The organism is Pseudozobellia sp. WGM2, from assembly GCF_017810075.1.
GTDB lineage: Bacteria > Bacteroidota > Bacteroidia > Flavobacteriales > Flavobacteriaceae > JADNYK01.
In genome coordinates, this window is sequence record NZ_JADNYK010000003.1 from 686,672 (window position 1) to 702,798 (window position 16,127).

Genomic DNA, 16,127 nt, shown 5'->3' on the forward strand with positions numbered 1-16,127 from the left:
AACAGTTTGTTTTAAGAGGTGAAAGCAATTATTTAAGTATTTTAAATCTGAAAATTGATTTTAAAAAAACCTATGTCAAAAACTTTGGACATAAAGATTAATGAAGCCTCTCGTATACCTAAATATATGCAGGTGGTTGATTCTATTATGGATGGTATTGCCATGGGCGACCTACCCATCGGCAGCAAAATACCTTCTATCAACGAACTGAGCGAAAACCTTTTGTTGTCAAGAGATACTATAGAAAAGGCTTACCGGCAATTAAAAGTGCAAAAAACGATTACTTCCGTAAAGGGAAAAGGGTACTACATTGCCAAAACAGATTTGATTTCGAAAATCAATGTCTTTTTTTTGGTCAACAAGCCCAGCTCATATAAAATGCGTATTTATAATTCTTTTGTCAACGGGCTAGGGGTAAACGGACATGTTAACCTCTTTATTTACCACTGCGAAGAATCGTTATTCACCCACTATATAGAACGCAATATAGGCGCATATGACTATTATGTCATCATGCCCCATTTCAAAGATGAAAACCTAAACCACACCTCGACGACCAATAAAGTTATATCGGTACTGAATAAAATACCGAACAACAGGTTAATTGTTCTTGACAATTCGCAAATCGAAATCAATGGAAACTACGCAGCGTTATTTCAAGATTTTGAAAACGATATCTATGAGGCTTTATTGGAAGGTAAAGAGCGTCTTACAAAATACGACAAGCTAATTCTGGTATACCCTGAAAAAAAGGTATACCCCTACCCCAAACGTATTATGCGTGGGTTCAAACGTTTTTGTGGCGAGCAAGGTTTCGACTTTGAAATATTAGGTGAGATTTATGAGGATATGGAACTGCAAAGTCGAGATGCCTATATCATTATTGAAGAATCAGACCTGGTCAATTTAGTACGTCAGGTACGAAAGAAAAATTTAACATTAGGAAACGATATTGGGATAATTTCATATAACGAAACGCCGCTTAAAGAGCTTCTAGGCATTACTGTTATCAGCACCGATTTCAATGCCATGGGCGAAACTGCCGCCTATATGGTACTCAAAAATAAAAAGGAAAAAGTAAAAAATGTATTTCGCTATATCGAGCGAAATTCGGTCTAACAAATTTGTACGACTAAAAAAAAGTGCAAAATATCTTACAAATCACTTATTTTTGGGATTCCTAACCCCACATAATGAGATTACGCATATTATTTGCGCTAGTCCTAATCGGACTATGCGCTGTTTCCTGTTCTTTCACTCCGAATAAAAAAACCATAATCTATACTGTTGGCGACTCTACCGTAAAAAACGGGCAGGGCGATGGTGACCATGGTCTTTGGGGCTGGGGAGATTTTATCGAACATTTTCTTGATAGTACAGAAGTTCACGTAGAAAATCGTGCTCTAGGCGGCACCAGTAGCCGTACCTATATCGACAAAGGACTTTGGGACAGTGTTTACAACAAACTCAATAAAGGCGATTACGTGTTGATTCAGTTCGGTCATAACGACGACGGCCCCATTAATGACGATTTTAGGGCCAGGGGTACCATCAATGGTATCGATGACAAATCAGAAGAAATTGACAATTTGCTTACGGGAAAGCACGAGGTCGTTCATACCTATGGATGGTACCTTAGAAAAATGATTGTCGAAGCAAAAGACAAAGGTGCCATACCTATTGTGTTATCGCCCATTCCTAGAAATAAATGGGACAATGATAAGGTAGGTCGAAATAATGATTCTTATGGGTTATGGTCAAAACAGGTCGCCGAACAAGAAGACGTAACATTTATAGATCTAAACGATAAAATGGCCCAAGAAATGGAGAACATCGGAGAGCTTGGGGTTACCGGAAATTATTTTTACGAGCGCGACCATACACATACGACCGTTCGCGGCGCCGTTTTGGCCGCGTCTATCGTCATTAACGAAATACGTAGTACCGATTCGGGTATGGAAGACCATCTGACCGATTACCCCCAAATTACATTGCCCAAAAAGAAAAACCTGTTTCTGGTCGGTGATTCGACTATGGCCGATAATGCCAATGAAAATGCTGTTGGCTGGGGCGTGCCCTTCGAACAGTTCGTAGATACTACAAGGTTGAACTTTTTTAACAATGCCCGCGGTGGCAGAAGTAGTAGAACATTTATTTCTGAAGGTCTTTGGGATGACGTTCTAAACGAAGTTCAGGCCGAAGATTTTGTGTTGATTCAATTTGGGCACAATGATACGGGCAATATCGACAAAGAAAAATTTCGGGGATCATTAAGTGGCACGGGTGAAGATGTACAAGAAATCGTCAAGAATGATTCGACCGAAATCGTTCATACCTACGGTTGGTATTTACGTAAGATGCTCAACGAAACTAAACAAAAAGGTGCAGTACCAATTCTTCTCAGCCTTACCCCAAGAAATAAATGGCCCAATGGTATAGTAGAACAACGTTGCGAAACCTATATAAAATGGTGTGAAGAAGTCGCTGAAACCGAGAATGTATCTTTTATTGACCTGAGCAATGAAATTGCAAAACGCTACCAATTATTAGGAAAAGAAAAAGTGAATCTTTTTTTCCCAAAAGACCATACCCATACCAATGGTGAAGGGGCTCTTTTTAACGCCCAAGCCGTTGCAGAAATACTTAAAAAGGATAAGGAATCGGGACTACACGATTATATCTTTTATTGAATTTGAAATAAGAAGCCTAAGATTATTTCATAAAAAACACTTCTTTCAACCCATTTTCTACAGGTGAGTTGTCTGGGTTGGTTTCCATAATATCGGCCATATAGGCCCACCATTTTTTGACAATTGGGTTTGCTGGAATTTTAGTGCCGTCAAAATCATCTTCTAACTTCTGAAAGGCAAAAAGGGTCAATGTTTTCTCGTCTAAAAAAATAGAATACTCATGAATACCGGCAGCTGTTAACAGTTCAGAAAGCTCGGGCCATATCTCATCATGCCGCTTTTTATATTCAGCTTCAAAACCTGGTTTTAGTTTCATGGTAAAAGCATTTCTGTACATCTAGATTTGGTTTAAGAGTTAAAGTTGGTCACGATTTATATGTATTGCCATAAGCTTTTTCAATTCACTTACCCTATCAGGCATCATATCAGATAGGTTCTTACTTTCCTCAGGGTCATTCTCAATATGAAACAGTTCAAATTCTGCCGATCGGTTTCCTTGGCCAGGGGTACGGACCAGTTTCCAAGGTGCTTTAATTAGACTTTGCTGTTTATGACCCCTAATATAAATCTCGTTTTTCAACTGTGCACCATTGACCAAATCATCAAATATGGCAGCGCCTTCCACATTAGAAGGAATGTCAGCATTGACCATTTCTAAAATAGATGGCATTAAATCGGTAACCGAAATGAATTCATTGGAGACACCCGCTTTGAACTTATCCTTTAAAGAGATTATTGCTGGTACGCGAATTCCACCCTCATAATTGCTAGACTTCCAATTACGTAATGGCGTGTTGTCGCCCAGAACATCGTTCGGACCGTGTTTACCTTCATACTGCTCTTCAGGGTACCAATTTTCCATTCCGCCATTGTCACTCATAAAAATAATCAGCGTGTTTTCCGAAAGTTCCATAGCTTTCAGTTCTGCCAATAATTTGCCCATATCATCGTCTACATGGCTCATGGCCGCAGCAAAATCTCTTCTAGAATCATTTTCAATTTCAGCATAGGTTTCTACCCATTCTTTTGGTTCTTGAAGTGGAAAATGCGGCGCACTGTAGGCCACCTGAGCAAAAAATGGTTTCAATGAATCCCGTTTATAACGAAGCCAATGAATGGTTTCTTTTCCGATAAGTTCGGTGGCATGGCCCTCTTCAGAAATGAATTCTCCGTTTCGGTGCCAACTTGGATCTCCGTTTTTGTACTCATGCGAATATTGGTCAATTTGACCGTGTAAAAAACCATAAGAATAATCGAACCCATACGCTGACGGGCCGTTGGCCGGTTGCAAACCCAAATGCCACTTACCGAAAAGAGCCGTTTGATACCCTATGGTTTTTAATTGAGCGGGCAAGGTGATAATACTATCCGGTAAGGTTTTTTCACCTTTACCGCTTATGGGCGCCAAGATACCAAGTCGGCTAGCAGGCATACCTGTTAATAGTGCCGCCCGCGTGGGGGAACAGGTAGGGGCCACATAAAAACGATTAAGTTGCAATCCGTTTTTAGCCAACTCATCAATATGGGGAGTACGTATTTCCGAGCCGTTGTATCCAACATCATTCCATCCGGCATCATCCAAAATTACAAATAGAATATTGGGCAACTCACGCTGACTTTCAGTGTCTTCCGGTTTCGTTTTGGTTCCGCAGCCGAGTAACATACAAAAAGCAATAAGCAGTATGCCTCCTAATATGTTTATCTTAATTTTAGACAAAAATTTCACCGTGAACATTTAATTTTCCCCGAAGATGGGGCCATCCGTTTTTATCTCTTCGTCATAAAACTGAATAGCACTATCATTTAACATAGGGTGGCTATTCTTCAAGAGCGTAATCATTTCCGCACCGGCCAAAAGAACTGGTCCGTAGCCATGGGCGGCATAGACATTTACCGGCCTGTAATAATAAAAAGCAGCATCAAAGCCCATTCCCGTACCCACACATGTACCTTCAACTTGACCTTTGTCGTTCACTTTTTCAGTAATGGCGTTCCAAGCTAAGGTTACCGCGGGGCCATAGGCTTTGGCATCAACGTAACCTTTATTAATAGCACGTGCAATGGAGTATGTATAAATTGCACTAGCGGAAGTTTCTAAATATGAATCATTACGATCTAGCAATTGGTGCCAAAGTCCCATGCCTGATTGCAGCCGTGTAATGCCCTCAATGTGTTTTTTTAGCAATTTAAGCACATCGTCCCTGCCGTTATGATTTTCAGGCAGTACTTCTAATAACTCTACCATGGTCATTATGGCCCAACCATTGGCCCTGCCCCAATAAAATTCTGGATGTTGCTCAGAACCTACTATATAAGCATGCATGAACAGCCCTTTTTCGTCGTTGAACATACGTTCTGCGAACTGTAAAACTTGCTTGACCGCATCATCAAAATAGGCATCGTCGTTCGCATATTTACCCATCTGTGCCAAAGCTGGTACGCTCATGAACAAATCGTCTAACCATAACGAATTTTTCATGGGTCGGTTTCGGGCCAAAGTACCATCATCTAAGCGGTATTGATTCTTGCTGATATAATTCAAAAAGTTATTTATCAACGGATCCACATCTGCATTCAGACCTCGAGTTTTCGCTTTGATCATAGCTGCGGCCACAGCACCCGAATCATCTAAGGCATGAGGGTGCAACACCCTTTTCATTGGATGTTTCAAATCGGGGTTTTTCTCTTCCAATTCTGCGTAATGAGGCTGAATATCTACTAAAAATTTTAATCTAGAATTGGTGTATTCAGCATATTTTTCATCTCCGGTAGCTTCACTGGCCAATAACATGCCGGCATAAGTCACACCCCACTCATAGCTAGTAAGTCTAAAATCTCCTGGTTTAAAAGAGGTTTCTTTAGCCTTTTTAATTTTTTTGTAATCTGCAATATCTTCAACATCCCCATTAACGAGTTTAGCGGGAGTTACCGCATTGAGGTAATTATAAACACGATCCAGCACATCAACAATATTCTTTTCGCTGGGTACTTCATAAGGCGTTTCATAATCGGGCTTTATCAGGTGTAAGGGCGTAGTTACGTCATTGGTCGGTTGTTGGGCTGCTATGAAAGAAGAAACAAAACAAAAAATTAGAAATACTCTGGAAACTAGAATTTTATTCATAATGCGTTTAAATTTATTTTTTGAGGTTGAGTAAGTTATTAAATTCTTTGAGGAAAATGGCAATCTGCTTTTCAGGTCCTTCCTTTTTAAATAACACAAAGAGCCCTTATCACTAGTAAGGACTCTATGTCTATATCAACAAATATTGGATTTTTAGCGGAGTTTTTTAATTATATCCGGGATTTTGTTCATATAAATCTTCTTTGACATCAAGTTGGTTCTGATGAATGGGATAGATAATAAAATTAGGCTCCATAGAATTTACAACACCCGCTTCATCATCAACAGCAGTCCACTCATTGATTACGTCTACAACTTTACCCGTTCTTACCAAATCATGAAAACGCAAACCTTCGGCAAAGAACTCTTTTCTACGTTCTTCCAAAAGCATCTCTAAATCAACATTGCTTAATGGCTCAAGACCTGCCCTTTCACGAACATTATTTACAATGTTGTCAACTTCGGCTTGGTTACCCCCTGTCTGTATCAATATCTCAGCCTTCATCATTAAAACATCGGTGTAGCGTATAACAGGAAAATCTGTGCCCCAATTAAATCGATCGACAGGAAGATTCTCTTGATCCATAAATTTTATAATCATTGCTTGGGTGCTGGTGGCACCGTTGGCATCGACCCATGAACGAAGAATCGAAAAATCATCACGCGTATCATTGGGTTCGTAAGAATTTAAAAGTTGATCCGATGGTAATATCAGACCGTCACTGGGCACACCACCTGCGAATGGCAAATTCACACGCGCCCATGATTCATGGTACATTAGTGTGGGCAAGACCGTACCTACTCCGCGATCCCCACTATTACCGTCATTTATATTCTGTATAGCAAATATTATATCTGCATTATTTTCAGATTCCGATTTAAATATAGTAGCATAATCATCTACTTCTCCGAATTGTCCACTTGCGATTACCTCATTGAGCAAATCAAGGGCTTCTGATTTTCGATCTACCCCCAAACCGGGTCCACTTATTCCATAATCAGGACCCGACATAGTAAGATATGTTCTTGCCAAAAGTGCCTTGGCTGTTACCGAAGACGGCTTTCCGGCAGCTGAACTGGTTTGCGGAAGCATAGAAATGGCGTCTATAAGGTCATTTTCTATTAAATTATATACCTCAGCTGGGGCCGATCTAGGAATTTCAAGGGCTTGCGTAGGTGTCAGCACTTCATCAAAAATTGGCACCCCTCCAAAAAATCTGACCAAGTCAAAATAAAACAAGGCCCTAAGAAATTTAACCTCCCCTTCCATAGCATTTCGAGTAGCCGCGTCTGGCACAACATCAGGGCTCAGCTTATCAAGAACAGTATTGGCCCTTAATATACCAACGTAAGGTTCATCCCATGCCTGCTGCATTAGGGAGTTCGTAACTAAGGTTCTCGAAAAATTTGTTACAGGAATCCAATCTCTAACTCCTGCCAAACCTGTTATATAAATATTATCGGAGCGGACTTCCGAAAGGTAAAAATTTGATTGTGAATGATACTTGAGTGCATTGTAAACACCAACAATGGCTTGTTCGAAGTCTGCGGCATCTCGATAGAATTCAGCTGAACTTCGATTCGAAATAGGGGCCTGATAAAGTTCATCTTCACAAGCAGTTGAAAGCAATAGGGCTAAAACACCTACTATTATTCTATTTTTCATCTGTTTATTTTTAATATTATCAAAAAATTATAGGTTTAGATTTACACCTAGGGTTACTGCTCTAGATAGAGGAAACGCACCATAATCGTCACCACTGTTATTCACAGCTTCAGGGTTAAAACCACCAATATATTTATCACCACCAAACCAGTTCTCCATAGAAAGATAAATTCTGGCACCGGTAATTATTTCCGATTCAAACTGTGAACCTAAGTCATAACCTAAAGTGATATTTCGTATTCTCCAGTAATCGTTAGGGTAAAGCCAATCTGTATTTTTAATTCTTCCAAAACTAGAAGGAGATTTACGCTCTAATCCTGCCACATCAGCCTCGGTTACGACCGCATTTTCTTGCCAGATATATCTATCTCGGCCCCTTCCTAGAAGGTTATCGGGCGTACCTTGGCCCGTTCTGTACATCGCCCTGCCAAATGTAGAGTAAATCTTACCACCCCATTGCCCTTGAACCTGAACAGATAGGTCAAACCCTTTATACCCAAAGGTGTTCGTAATGCCCCATATATAATCTGGGTTCGGGTGGCCCGAATAGGTTCTATCATCTGGAGTAATCACCCCGTCATTGTTAATATCAACATATTTGGGGTCGCCTGCCTCTTGCTCATTATATTGCGGAACACCGTTTGCTATATCTTCAGATGTCAACAAGCCATCTTGTTGCACGAGATAAAGTGTAAACATAGGTTTTCCGACCTCAAGAATGTTATGGTTGATATCGAAGGCCCCACCTAAGATGGGCGTGTCGTCGGGTCCCAATTTTATGACTTCATTGGTATTATGACTAAAATTAAGGTCGGTAGACCATGTAAAATCTCCCTTAGTAAAGTTTTTGGTGCTAAGTTCGAATTCCCATCCTTTATTCAAGACTTCACCAATATTGGTCAATGCCGTAGAAAAGCCACTCGCCGTAGGTACAGGAATGTTTAGTAATAAATCGGTGTTTCTCTTGGTGTAGTATTCAAATGAAGTAAATATTCGATTATTGAAAAGACCTATATCCATACCAAAATTATAGGTTTCCGATTTTTCCCAACTTAAATCAGGGTTGGCAAAATTACCTGGGGATTGGCCGCCTATCAGATTACCATCGAAACTGTAGTTGGTGTTGCTTAAATTCGCAATGTGTTCATAGTTGCCAATATTATTGTTACCCGATATACCCCAGCTACCTCTCAATTTCAGTTCACTGAACAATTCACTTTCTTTTAAGAAATTCTCTTCACCAATTCTCCATCCAACGGAAAGTGAAGGGAACACCCCCCATTTAGTATTATCTCCAAATCTTGATGATCCGTCTCGCCTTAGGGTACCTTGAACTATATATTTTTCATCAAAATTGTACTGAAGCCTACCGAAATAAGAAACTAAAGTATTTTTACTGGCAGAACCACTTCCACTAGTTGTTGCAGCAACGTTAATGGTTTCAACCTCATCCGAAGGAAAATCGGTGGCACTAATACTATAGTCTTCGAACTTAAATACGTTCAAAGAATACCCGCCTAACACATTTACATTATGCTTACCGAAAGCCGTGTTATAATTTAGAGTATGTTCATTTACGAAAGAAGTTCTTGTTTCACCACTTTTGGCTCCGCTAGCGGTTCTATTTCTTGTAACGAAAGAAGGGGTAAAACGATTAGAGGTATTTATTTGAAGATCAGAGTTGATACTACCTCTATAAGTTAAACTGGGCAGTAATTGGTATTCTACGAAAAAAGAAGCTAAATTTCTAAATCGATTTGTCGATCGTTTGACGTTGAGAGCCTCTGCAATCGGGCTAACTCGGCTAGAAGCATAGGCATATCCTGGAAATTCACCAGTGTTGGTTCTCAAAGCGCCTGTTGATGATTCTACCACTGGAGTCTGACCAACCACAATATGCGTAATCGCATCTTTACCTTCAACACCTGGGTCTTTGATAATATTATAAGAAGGCGCTATATTCAATCCGAATTTCACTTTATCCGAAGCTTTTACTTCTACATTAGCCCTTACGCTTAACCTTTCAAAATTTACACCTATGGCAACCCCTTCTTGATCAAGATAATCACCTGAGACATAGTATTTAGTATTATCGGTGCCACCAGAGGCAGATAACTGGTAACTTTGAACAAACCCTTTACGGAAAAATAAATCCTGCCAATCTACATAGTCAAGGCCAGGGTGACCAGGTTGCAGCCAACGCTCATCATACAGAATACCTGTATTTAACTCATCAGCACCCAAACCGGATATTATCCTACGTTGTTCATTGGTGTCACTCGCAGAGGCCCCTTGGTCTCCAAAATTCCGCACATATGAATAATCGATATGTTCTTTTGCTCTTTCGACCCACTCCTCAGATGAGAGAACATCTAATTTTTTTACGGTTTCATTCCAGCCGGTATAGGTATTAAAACTAATATTCGGCTTACCGGTCTTGCCCTTTTTGGTAGTTATCAGCACTACCCCGTTTGCACCTCTCGAACCATAAATTGCGGCTGAAGCAGCATCTTTCAGAACCTGTATGGATTCAATATCATTAGGATTTATGTTGGATGGCTGCCCTTCAGTATCTAGAGGAAAACCATCGATAACATACAACGGTTCGTTACTGGCGTTTATAGATCCTGTGCCCCTCACTTGAATAGTAAAGCCCGCTCCTGGCACACCGCTAGTTTGTTTCACCCTAACACCTGCCAATTGACCTACCAATGCTTGATCCATTCTAGCCAACGGTCTTTCGTCAAGACCATCAGCTGTGAAAGAGGCAACAGCACCGGTCACACTTGTTTTCTTCTGGGATCCATACCCTATAACAACTACTTCATCAAGCAGTTTAGAGTCTTCGGATATGGAAACGTTTACCGTGGATTGATTGCCAACGGCCTGTTCTAAAGTTTTGAATCCGATATAGGAAAAAATTAGAATATCACTTTCACCATCCAAGAGCTGTATGGTGTAATTGCCGTCAAAATCGGAAACCGTTCCGTTAGTAGTACCCTTTTGAACGATATTGGCCCCGGGTATAGGCTCCCCGTCAACGGAAGTTACCGCTCCTGTAATTGTCTGATTTTGAGCAAATAAACTGAGAGATGTAAAAAATAGCAGGAACAGAATTCCACGCCATTTCTGGAGATAGTAGCATTTCATATAGTGTGAGTTTTAGTTAAGGTAATCGATTACGCAATTACAATTGCAAATTATCTGATAATTGGGGTGGAAGCATCCTGTAGTATCCTGCAACCACACCTAATCGTTTATTATTCAAATAATTAAATCTATTTTATAATCTCGATTCGTTGTGCCTCTTGGTTTTTCAAATTCGGAATGTTAAGCCTGCCCTTTGTATAGAAAGCGCCTGTACTGGTCAAGTCAACAGTCGATATAGACAGACTGTTACCGTTAACCTTAACGGCTGTAGGTTTCTTGTCTAAATGAACGCCAATATTGTATGCCAATTCACCCACATTATAGGGACCTGTACTTGAATTGACCGTTATTAAAGTCTTTCCGGCATTTTTACCATCAACCTCAATTTTCGTAATCGCAAAGTCCCCTTCTGAATACTTTAAACTTCTACCATCGTCATGGTACAGTTCAAAAGTGCTATTACCATCGGGGTATACTTCTAGATCATAAGATGAAATATTCTTCTCTCCCACATAATTAACTACCTCTTGCATTGGCAATACTCCGCCAGCTTTTACGAAAATTGGCATTTTATCTAGTGGGCAAAGAACACTAATATGCTTACCGCCTTGGTATTGTTCACCTGACCAATAATCGACCCATTTACCTTTAGGTAAATAAACTACTCTGGTCTTAGCTCCTTTGGTGACAACAGGGCACACCATTAAATTGTCACCCAACATGTACTGGTCGGTAATTTCGTATACATTAATGTCATTTTGATAATCTAATACCAGGGCCCTCATGATTGGTTTTCCAGTTTTGTGGTTTTGATAGGAAGTACTATATAGATAAGGTATCAACCGATATCTGAATTCATCATATTGCTTGAATATTCGCTGGGCTTCTTCCCCATAATTCCATGGTTCTTTATAATTAGGATGCTCCATACCGAACAAATGTGCAATCGGACTCATCAACCCGAACTGTGTCCACCTAATATAAAGCTCTGGATCGGCCACATGTTCAAAACCTCCCATACAATGTGCCCAATTACCAACACCGGAAAGACCAATGTTAAGTCCCGCTTTTATAACCGGCTCAAAATACTGCCATTCACTGGGCCAATCTCCGGCAAAAATATAAGGGTAGCGTTGGATCCCCGCATACCCTTCACGGGTCTGGTTCATACCCCTCATATTATTATACTCTGCAAACTTCTCATACGGTGCCTTGGCATAAGCAATGGGAAAAAGATTATGTAAAGCCTTTACTTCTTTGCCCTGAGGGCCTGTCTTTTCGCTTTCATTGGCTTTATGGCCGAAAGCACTACCTTCATCCGTTTTCAGAAACATAGCGCCTTGGTCGGCTACCCGTTTCACACCATTATTCCACCACCAATCAACAGATTTTTCGTCAAAAAAGTTGACAAATTCCCCCTGATTATTCTCTTCAGGGTAGACATATCCCTTTTTTCGAGCCTCATCTAACAAACGAAGTTCTTTACCATTATCGAACCGTGGCCGTAAATGTAGACCGACCATATTTAAATTAAGGGCATACAAATCTTTGAACATAGCTTCAGGGTCTTTAAAAGTATCCCTCCATTCAAAAGATGTAGCACCGGTGCCCCCATTTTCACCAAATATTCGCCACGTAGAATCTAAGTGCAACACATCTAAAGGAATGTTCAATTCCCTGAATTTTTTTGCTAAACCTACCACATAGTCGGTAGAGGTTTCCGCCTCATGACCCCAAGTGCCTCCACTATAAGTCCCCACATGAAGACCCATTGCAAATTTGGGCAACATGGGCGCCTTGCCGGTAATGTCTGTATAACCATCTAGAATAGCAGGAAAATCGGGACCATAAATGAAGTAATAGTCGAGCTCGCCCCCTTCGGCCGAAAAATTATAGGCAGCATCGGAGCTATGCCCCATATCCCAGTCGGTAGGGTTCGCATTATGTAGAAAAACTCCGTAACCACGTGTACTCATAAAAAAGGGGACGGGCGAATAATTCGCCTGTAGTACATCGTATGCACCCACAATGTGCGGACGGCCTTGTCCACGGCCCACATTCAAACGTAATTTCTTACCGCGACGGTCGAGATAGTCCATTCGTTCACCGAAACCGAAGAAGTGTTCTTCGGGAAATAGCTTTTTGGTAGAACTAACAGTTGCATCGGCTTTTAGAGCCCCCAATTTTTGTTGGCTATTTTGTTCGGTCATCAATACCTTGCCCTCATTATCAGCAATAGTTATGGCAAATGGCGATTTACTGATAGTAATTATTAAATTTTCAGTCTTCAAACTAAAGGCCTTGTCGCTCTCAGAATTGGTGTAGTTGACTTTCGGCCAATTATATTGGGTTACCATCCAATGCTCGTTAGGCGCAAAATCACCGTTCCAACTTGTTCTAAATCGTACTATGGAAGAAGAACAAAATTCAACTTTAACTAGCGCATTTTCAGTTTTAAAAGTGACAGTATTATCTTTTTCTTCAATCAAATTTTTAAAATCTCCCAAGCCGGTCTGAGCGTGAATTCCTAAGGAAATAAAGAGCGTGATTACAAATAGTATGCTTGTAATTTTATTCATTTCTATATATTTATGTGCGATCAAAAATATTGATTGAAGGTCGCCCTTGCATCCTGTAGTATACTGCTTTTATTCTCGAGATACAGAACACTACAGGATGCAGTTGTTCGAAACACCCACTATTTTAGGGGCCGAACAAAAAAATGAATTGAGAAATTAAATATGAAAAAAACTGCCTTTTCTGCACTATTAGTGCAATCGATTGTATTTATCATGCTGTTTTTGAGTTCATATCACTGCTCTTTTGCCCAAGAAGAAAAAAATGCGTGGCCAGAAATAGACAACACCAATAAGCCTTGGACACGTTGGTGGTGGATGGGTAACGCAGTTGACGACAAAAACATTGAAAACACCCTTACTGCCATGTCAAAAGCGGGTCTTGGTGGCGTTGAAATTCAACCCATCTATGGGGTAAAGGGCGAAGAAGACAACTATCTAGAGTATCTATCGGAAGAATGGTTACAGGCTCTTGATAAAACGATTGCCGTAGCCGACAGTCTCGGTATGCAGGTAGATATGACCCTGGGAACGGGTTGGCCTTATGGAGGACCACAAGTAAACAATGAATATGCCGCTACAAAATTGGCAGTTGATACCCTCATTGTAAAAAGGGGTGAAAAAGTCGAAATAGAACTACTTCCAAAAAACAAGAAAGATAGAGCCAAAGCCGAATTGAGGTATGTGCTGGCTTTTGACGAGGCAGGCAATCATGAAAATCTAACTGCTTTAGTAAAAAACGACAGGCTAAAATGGAAAGCGAAGCGCAACAACTTCACTTTATATATACTTTACGAAGGCAAAACTGGGCAGCAAGTGAAAAGAGCCGCGCCAGGTGGCAAAGGTCTCACCGTAGATCACTATTCTAAAGCAGCGTTTAATGATTATGTAAAGCCATTTGATGAAGCCTTTGAAAATCACGGACAAAACCTAAGAACTATTTTCAACGATAGTTATGAAGTCTACGGAACAGATTTTACGCCCGATTTTTTTGAACAATTTCAAAACAGAAGGGGGTATGACCTAAAACCGCATTTAGCGCTTCTTTATAGTGGCGATAATGATGAAGCAAACAGGGTGCGTAGCGATTATCGCGAAACCTTGTCCGACCTTCTTTTGACCGAATTTGACCGACCATGGACCACTTGGGCCAATGAAAAAGGATACCAAACAAGACTTCAAGCTCATGGTTCTCCAGGAAATCTTATCGACATGTATGCTTCTGCAGATATTCCCGAATGTGAAACGTTTGGGTCTATGCCCTACGATATTAAAGGCTTTAGACGAGAACAAGAAGATATTCGCGAAGGTGATGCCGACCCGGTGATGCTGAAATTTTCATCTTCGGCGGCGCATATTTCGGGTAAGCCGCTAACGTCTTCCGAGACTTTCACATGGTTGAGAGATCATTTTAAAACGGCCCTCTCGCAGTGTAAACCCGAAGCCGAGGATTTATTACTGAACGGGGTAAACCATATATTTCTACACGGGTCTACTTATTCCCCAGAAAGAGCGGCTTGGCCGGGATGGAAGTTTTACGCCTCGGTCAATTTTAATACCAACAATACGATTTGGGAAGATGCCCCTGAACTATTTTCTTATATCACACGATGCCAGAGCATGCTTCAATCGGGAAAACCTGATAATGAAACCTTGCTTTATTGGCCCATTCACGACGTTTGGGACGATTATTTAAAGGGAACTCTTTTCTTTCAGTTCAAGATACATTCTTTGAACGAGTGGTTGTTGAACACTAATTTCTACTCGACTACCCAAAAACTGATGGATCATGGTATTGCTACCGATTTCATTTCAGACCGCTTTATAGAACAAGCTAAAGTAGTCGATAATCAAATCGTAATGCCCGGCGGCACTTATAAGAGCTTAATAATACCCGAATGTGAGAGTATGCCTTTGGCGACTTTAGAAAAGTTGATTGCGATGAAAAAAGAAGGCGCATCAATAATTTTTGAAGGCTTACCGGAAAGCGTACCTGGTTTTCACGAGTATACATCACAAAATGAAGCGTTAAAAAAGCTACTCTCCGAATCGTCGGGGTTAGAAATAACCCAAAATTTATTTCAAGATTTAGAAAAGGTTGAGGTGTTACCGGAAACTTTAGTGGCAACAGGGCTCAAATTTATTCGTAGGGAAATTGATGGAGAGAAAATCTACTATTTGGTCAATCATACTTCCGAAGCTATCCAATCTTATGTTCCGCTGGCCCATAAAGCAGATGAGGTTGCCATTTTTGAGCCCTTAAATGGGAAGTTCGGTAAAGCCCACGTAAAAAAGGAAGGAGAAAAGACTTTAGTCAAAGTTCAAATTCCTTCTGGGGGTTCACTTTTCCTCAAAACAGGCGTTTTTGACCAAATGCCGAATTGGAACTATTACAGTACGCAAGACTTTAGTCATCCTTTAAAAGGAAATTGGCAAATATCATTTTTAAAAGGAGGTCCGAAACTTCCGGAAGCATCAACATTGAATCAATTAAAATCTTGGACAACACTCTCTAAAGATGCCGAATATTTTTCAGGTACCGCCCGATATGAGTTAGAGTTCGAAAATCCTGATAAAGAAGTAAAAGTTTGGAAACTAGACTTGGGCGATGTTCGTGAAAGCGCCAAAATTTGGCTGAACGATACCTACGTCGGAACCTTATGGTCAAACCCCTTTGAAATCAACCTTAACAACCTAAAAGAGGGCAAGAACAAACTAAGAATCGAGGTCACCAACTTACCGGCCAACAGAATTAGGGCAAAAGAAATTCGTGGTGAGGAATGGAAGATTTTTCACGAAATCAACATGGTTGACAAAGATTATAAAGATTTTGATGCTACAAAGTGGAGCCCGATGCCTTCGGGATTATTGCAAAGTCCTGTTCTCATACCCCTAAAGCTCGAACAAAACAACTAAAACGA

General features: G+C 40.5%; 9 protein-coding genes. 3 read left to right on the top strand and 6 right to left on the bottom strand.

Annotation, left to right across the window (positions count from 1 at the left end; genetic code table 11):
- Positions 1-72 precede the first annotated feature (72 nt).
- Both IV512_RS09760 and IV512_RS09765 read left to right on the top strand, forming a co-directional pair.
- On the top strand, positions 73-1,119 hold the full coding sequence (locus tag IV512_RS09760; RefSeq protein ID WP_209402814.1) for a GntR family transcriptional regulator: 1,047 nt from the start codon (positions 73-75) through the stop codon (positions 1,117-1,119).
- Between the two features lie 74 nt (positions 1,120-1,193).
- Positions 1,194-2,690, top strand: a complete 1,497-nt coding sequence (locus IV512_RS09765) for a rhamnogalacturonan acetylesterase (RefSeq protein WP_209402816.1) — start codon at positions 1,194-1,196, stop codon at positions 2,688-2,690.
- 22 nt (positions 2,691-2,712) lie between these two features.
- Here IV512_RS09765 and rhaM read toward each other — a convergent pair whose 3' ends face one another.
- From rhaM to IV512_RS09795, 6 genes are all read right to left on the bottom strand, one after another.
- Entirely contained in the window at positions 2,713-3,027 is a 315-nt protein-coding gene (rhaM, locus tag IV512_RS09770; RefSeq protein WP_209402818.1) for an L-rhamnose mutarotase, read from the bottom strand.
- Between the two features lie 18 nt (positions 3,028-3,045).
- The gene (locus tag IV512_RS09775) at positions 3,046-4,353 is read right to left on the bottom strand and encodes a sulfatase-like hydrolase/transferase (protein ID WP_209402820.1); all 1,308 of its coding nucleotides are present in this window, start codon (positions 4,351-4,353) and stop codon (positions 3,046-3,048) included.
- 72 nt (positions 4,354-4,425) lie between these two features.
- Positions 4,426-5,814 carry a glycoside hydrolase family 105 protein gene (locus IV512_RS09780; RefSeq protein WP_209402822.1) on the bottom strand — a complete coding sequence of 463 codons (1,389 nt, stop codon included), beginning with the start codon at positions 5,812-5,814 and terminating at the stop codon, positions 4,426-4,428.
- A gap of 166 nt (positions 5,815-5,980) precedes the next feature.
- Positions 5,981-7,480, bottom strand: coding sequence for a RagB/SusD family nutrient uptake outer membrane protein (locus IV512_RS09785; protein WP_209402824.1), 1,500 nt, complete (start codon positions 7,478-7,480; stop codon positions 5,981-5,983).
- Positions 7,481-7,507: 27 nt separating this feature from the next.
- The gene (locus tag IV512_RS09790) at positions 7,508-10,630 is read right to left on the bottom strand and encodes a TonB-dependent receptor (RefSeq protein ID WP_209402826.1); all 3,123 of its coding nucleotides are present in this window, start codon (positions 10,628-10,630) and stop codon (positions 7,508-7,510) included.
- A 128-nt stretch (positions 10,631-10,758) separates the two neighbouring features.
- Positions 10,759-13,209 carry a glycoside hydrolase family 31 protein gene (locus IV512_RS09795; RefSeq protein WP_209402828.1) on the bottom strand — a complete coding sequence of 817 codons (2,451 nt, stop codon included), beginning with the start codon at positions 13,207-13,209 and terminating at the stop codon, positions 10,759-10,761.
- A gap of 162 nt (positions 13,210-13,371) precedes the next feature.
- Between IV512_RS09795 and IV512_RS09800 the strand changes: the two genes are divergently transcribed.
- Positions 13,372-16,122, top strand: a complete 2,751-nt coding sequence (locus IV512_RS09800; protein WP_209402830.1) for a glycosyl hydrolase — start codon at positions 13,372-13,374, stop codon at positions 16,120-16,122.
- Positions 16,123-16,127: the final 5 nt, after the last annotated feature.

What these genes read in the sequence shown, in the direction of transcription:
- IV512_RS09760 (WP_209402814.1), top strand. Translation starts at nt 73, where the DNA reads ATGTCAAAAACTTTGGACATAAAGATTAATGAAGCCTCTCGTATACCT.
- IV512_RS09765 (WP_209402816.1), top strand. Translation starts at nt 1,194, where the DNA reads ATGAGATTACGCATATTATTTGCGCTAGTCCTAATCGGACTATGCGCT.
- rhaM (WP_209402818.1), bottom strand. Translation starts at nt 3,027, where the DNA reads ATGTACAGAAATGCTTTTACCATGAAACTAAAACCAGGTTTTGAAGCT.
- IV512_RS09775 (WP_209402820.1), bottom strand. Translation starts at nt 4,353, where the DNA reads ATGTTACTCGGCTGCGGAACCAAAACGAAACCGGAAGACACTGAAAGT.
- IV512_RS09780 (WP_209402822.1), bottom strand. Translation starts at nt 5,814, where the DNA reads ATGAATAAAATTCTAGTTTCCAGAGTATTTCTAATTTTTTGTTTTGTT.
- IV512_RS09785 (WP_209402824.1), bottom strand. Translation starts at nt 7,480, where the DNA reads ATGAAAAATAGAATAATAGTAGGTGTTTTAGCCCTATTGCTTTCAACT.
- IV512_RS09790 (WP_209402826.1), bottom strand. Translation starts at nt 10,630, where the DNA reads ATGAAATGCTACTATCTCCAGAAATGGCGTGGAATTCTGTTCCTGCTA.
- IV512_RS09795 (WP_209402828.1), bottom strand. Translation starts at nt 13,209, where the DNA reads ATGAATAAAATTACAAGCATACTATTTGTAATCACGCTCTTTATTTCC.
- IV512_RS09800 (WP_209402830.1), top strand. Translation starts at nt 13,372, where the DNA reads ATGAAAAAAACTGCCTTTTCTGCACTATTAGTGCAATCGATTGTATTT.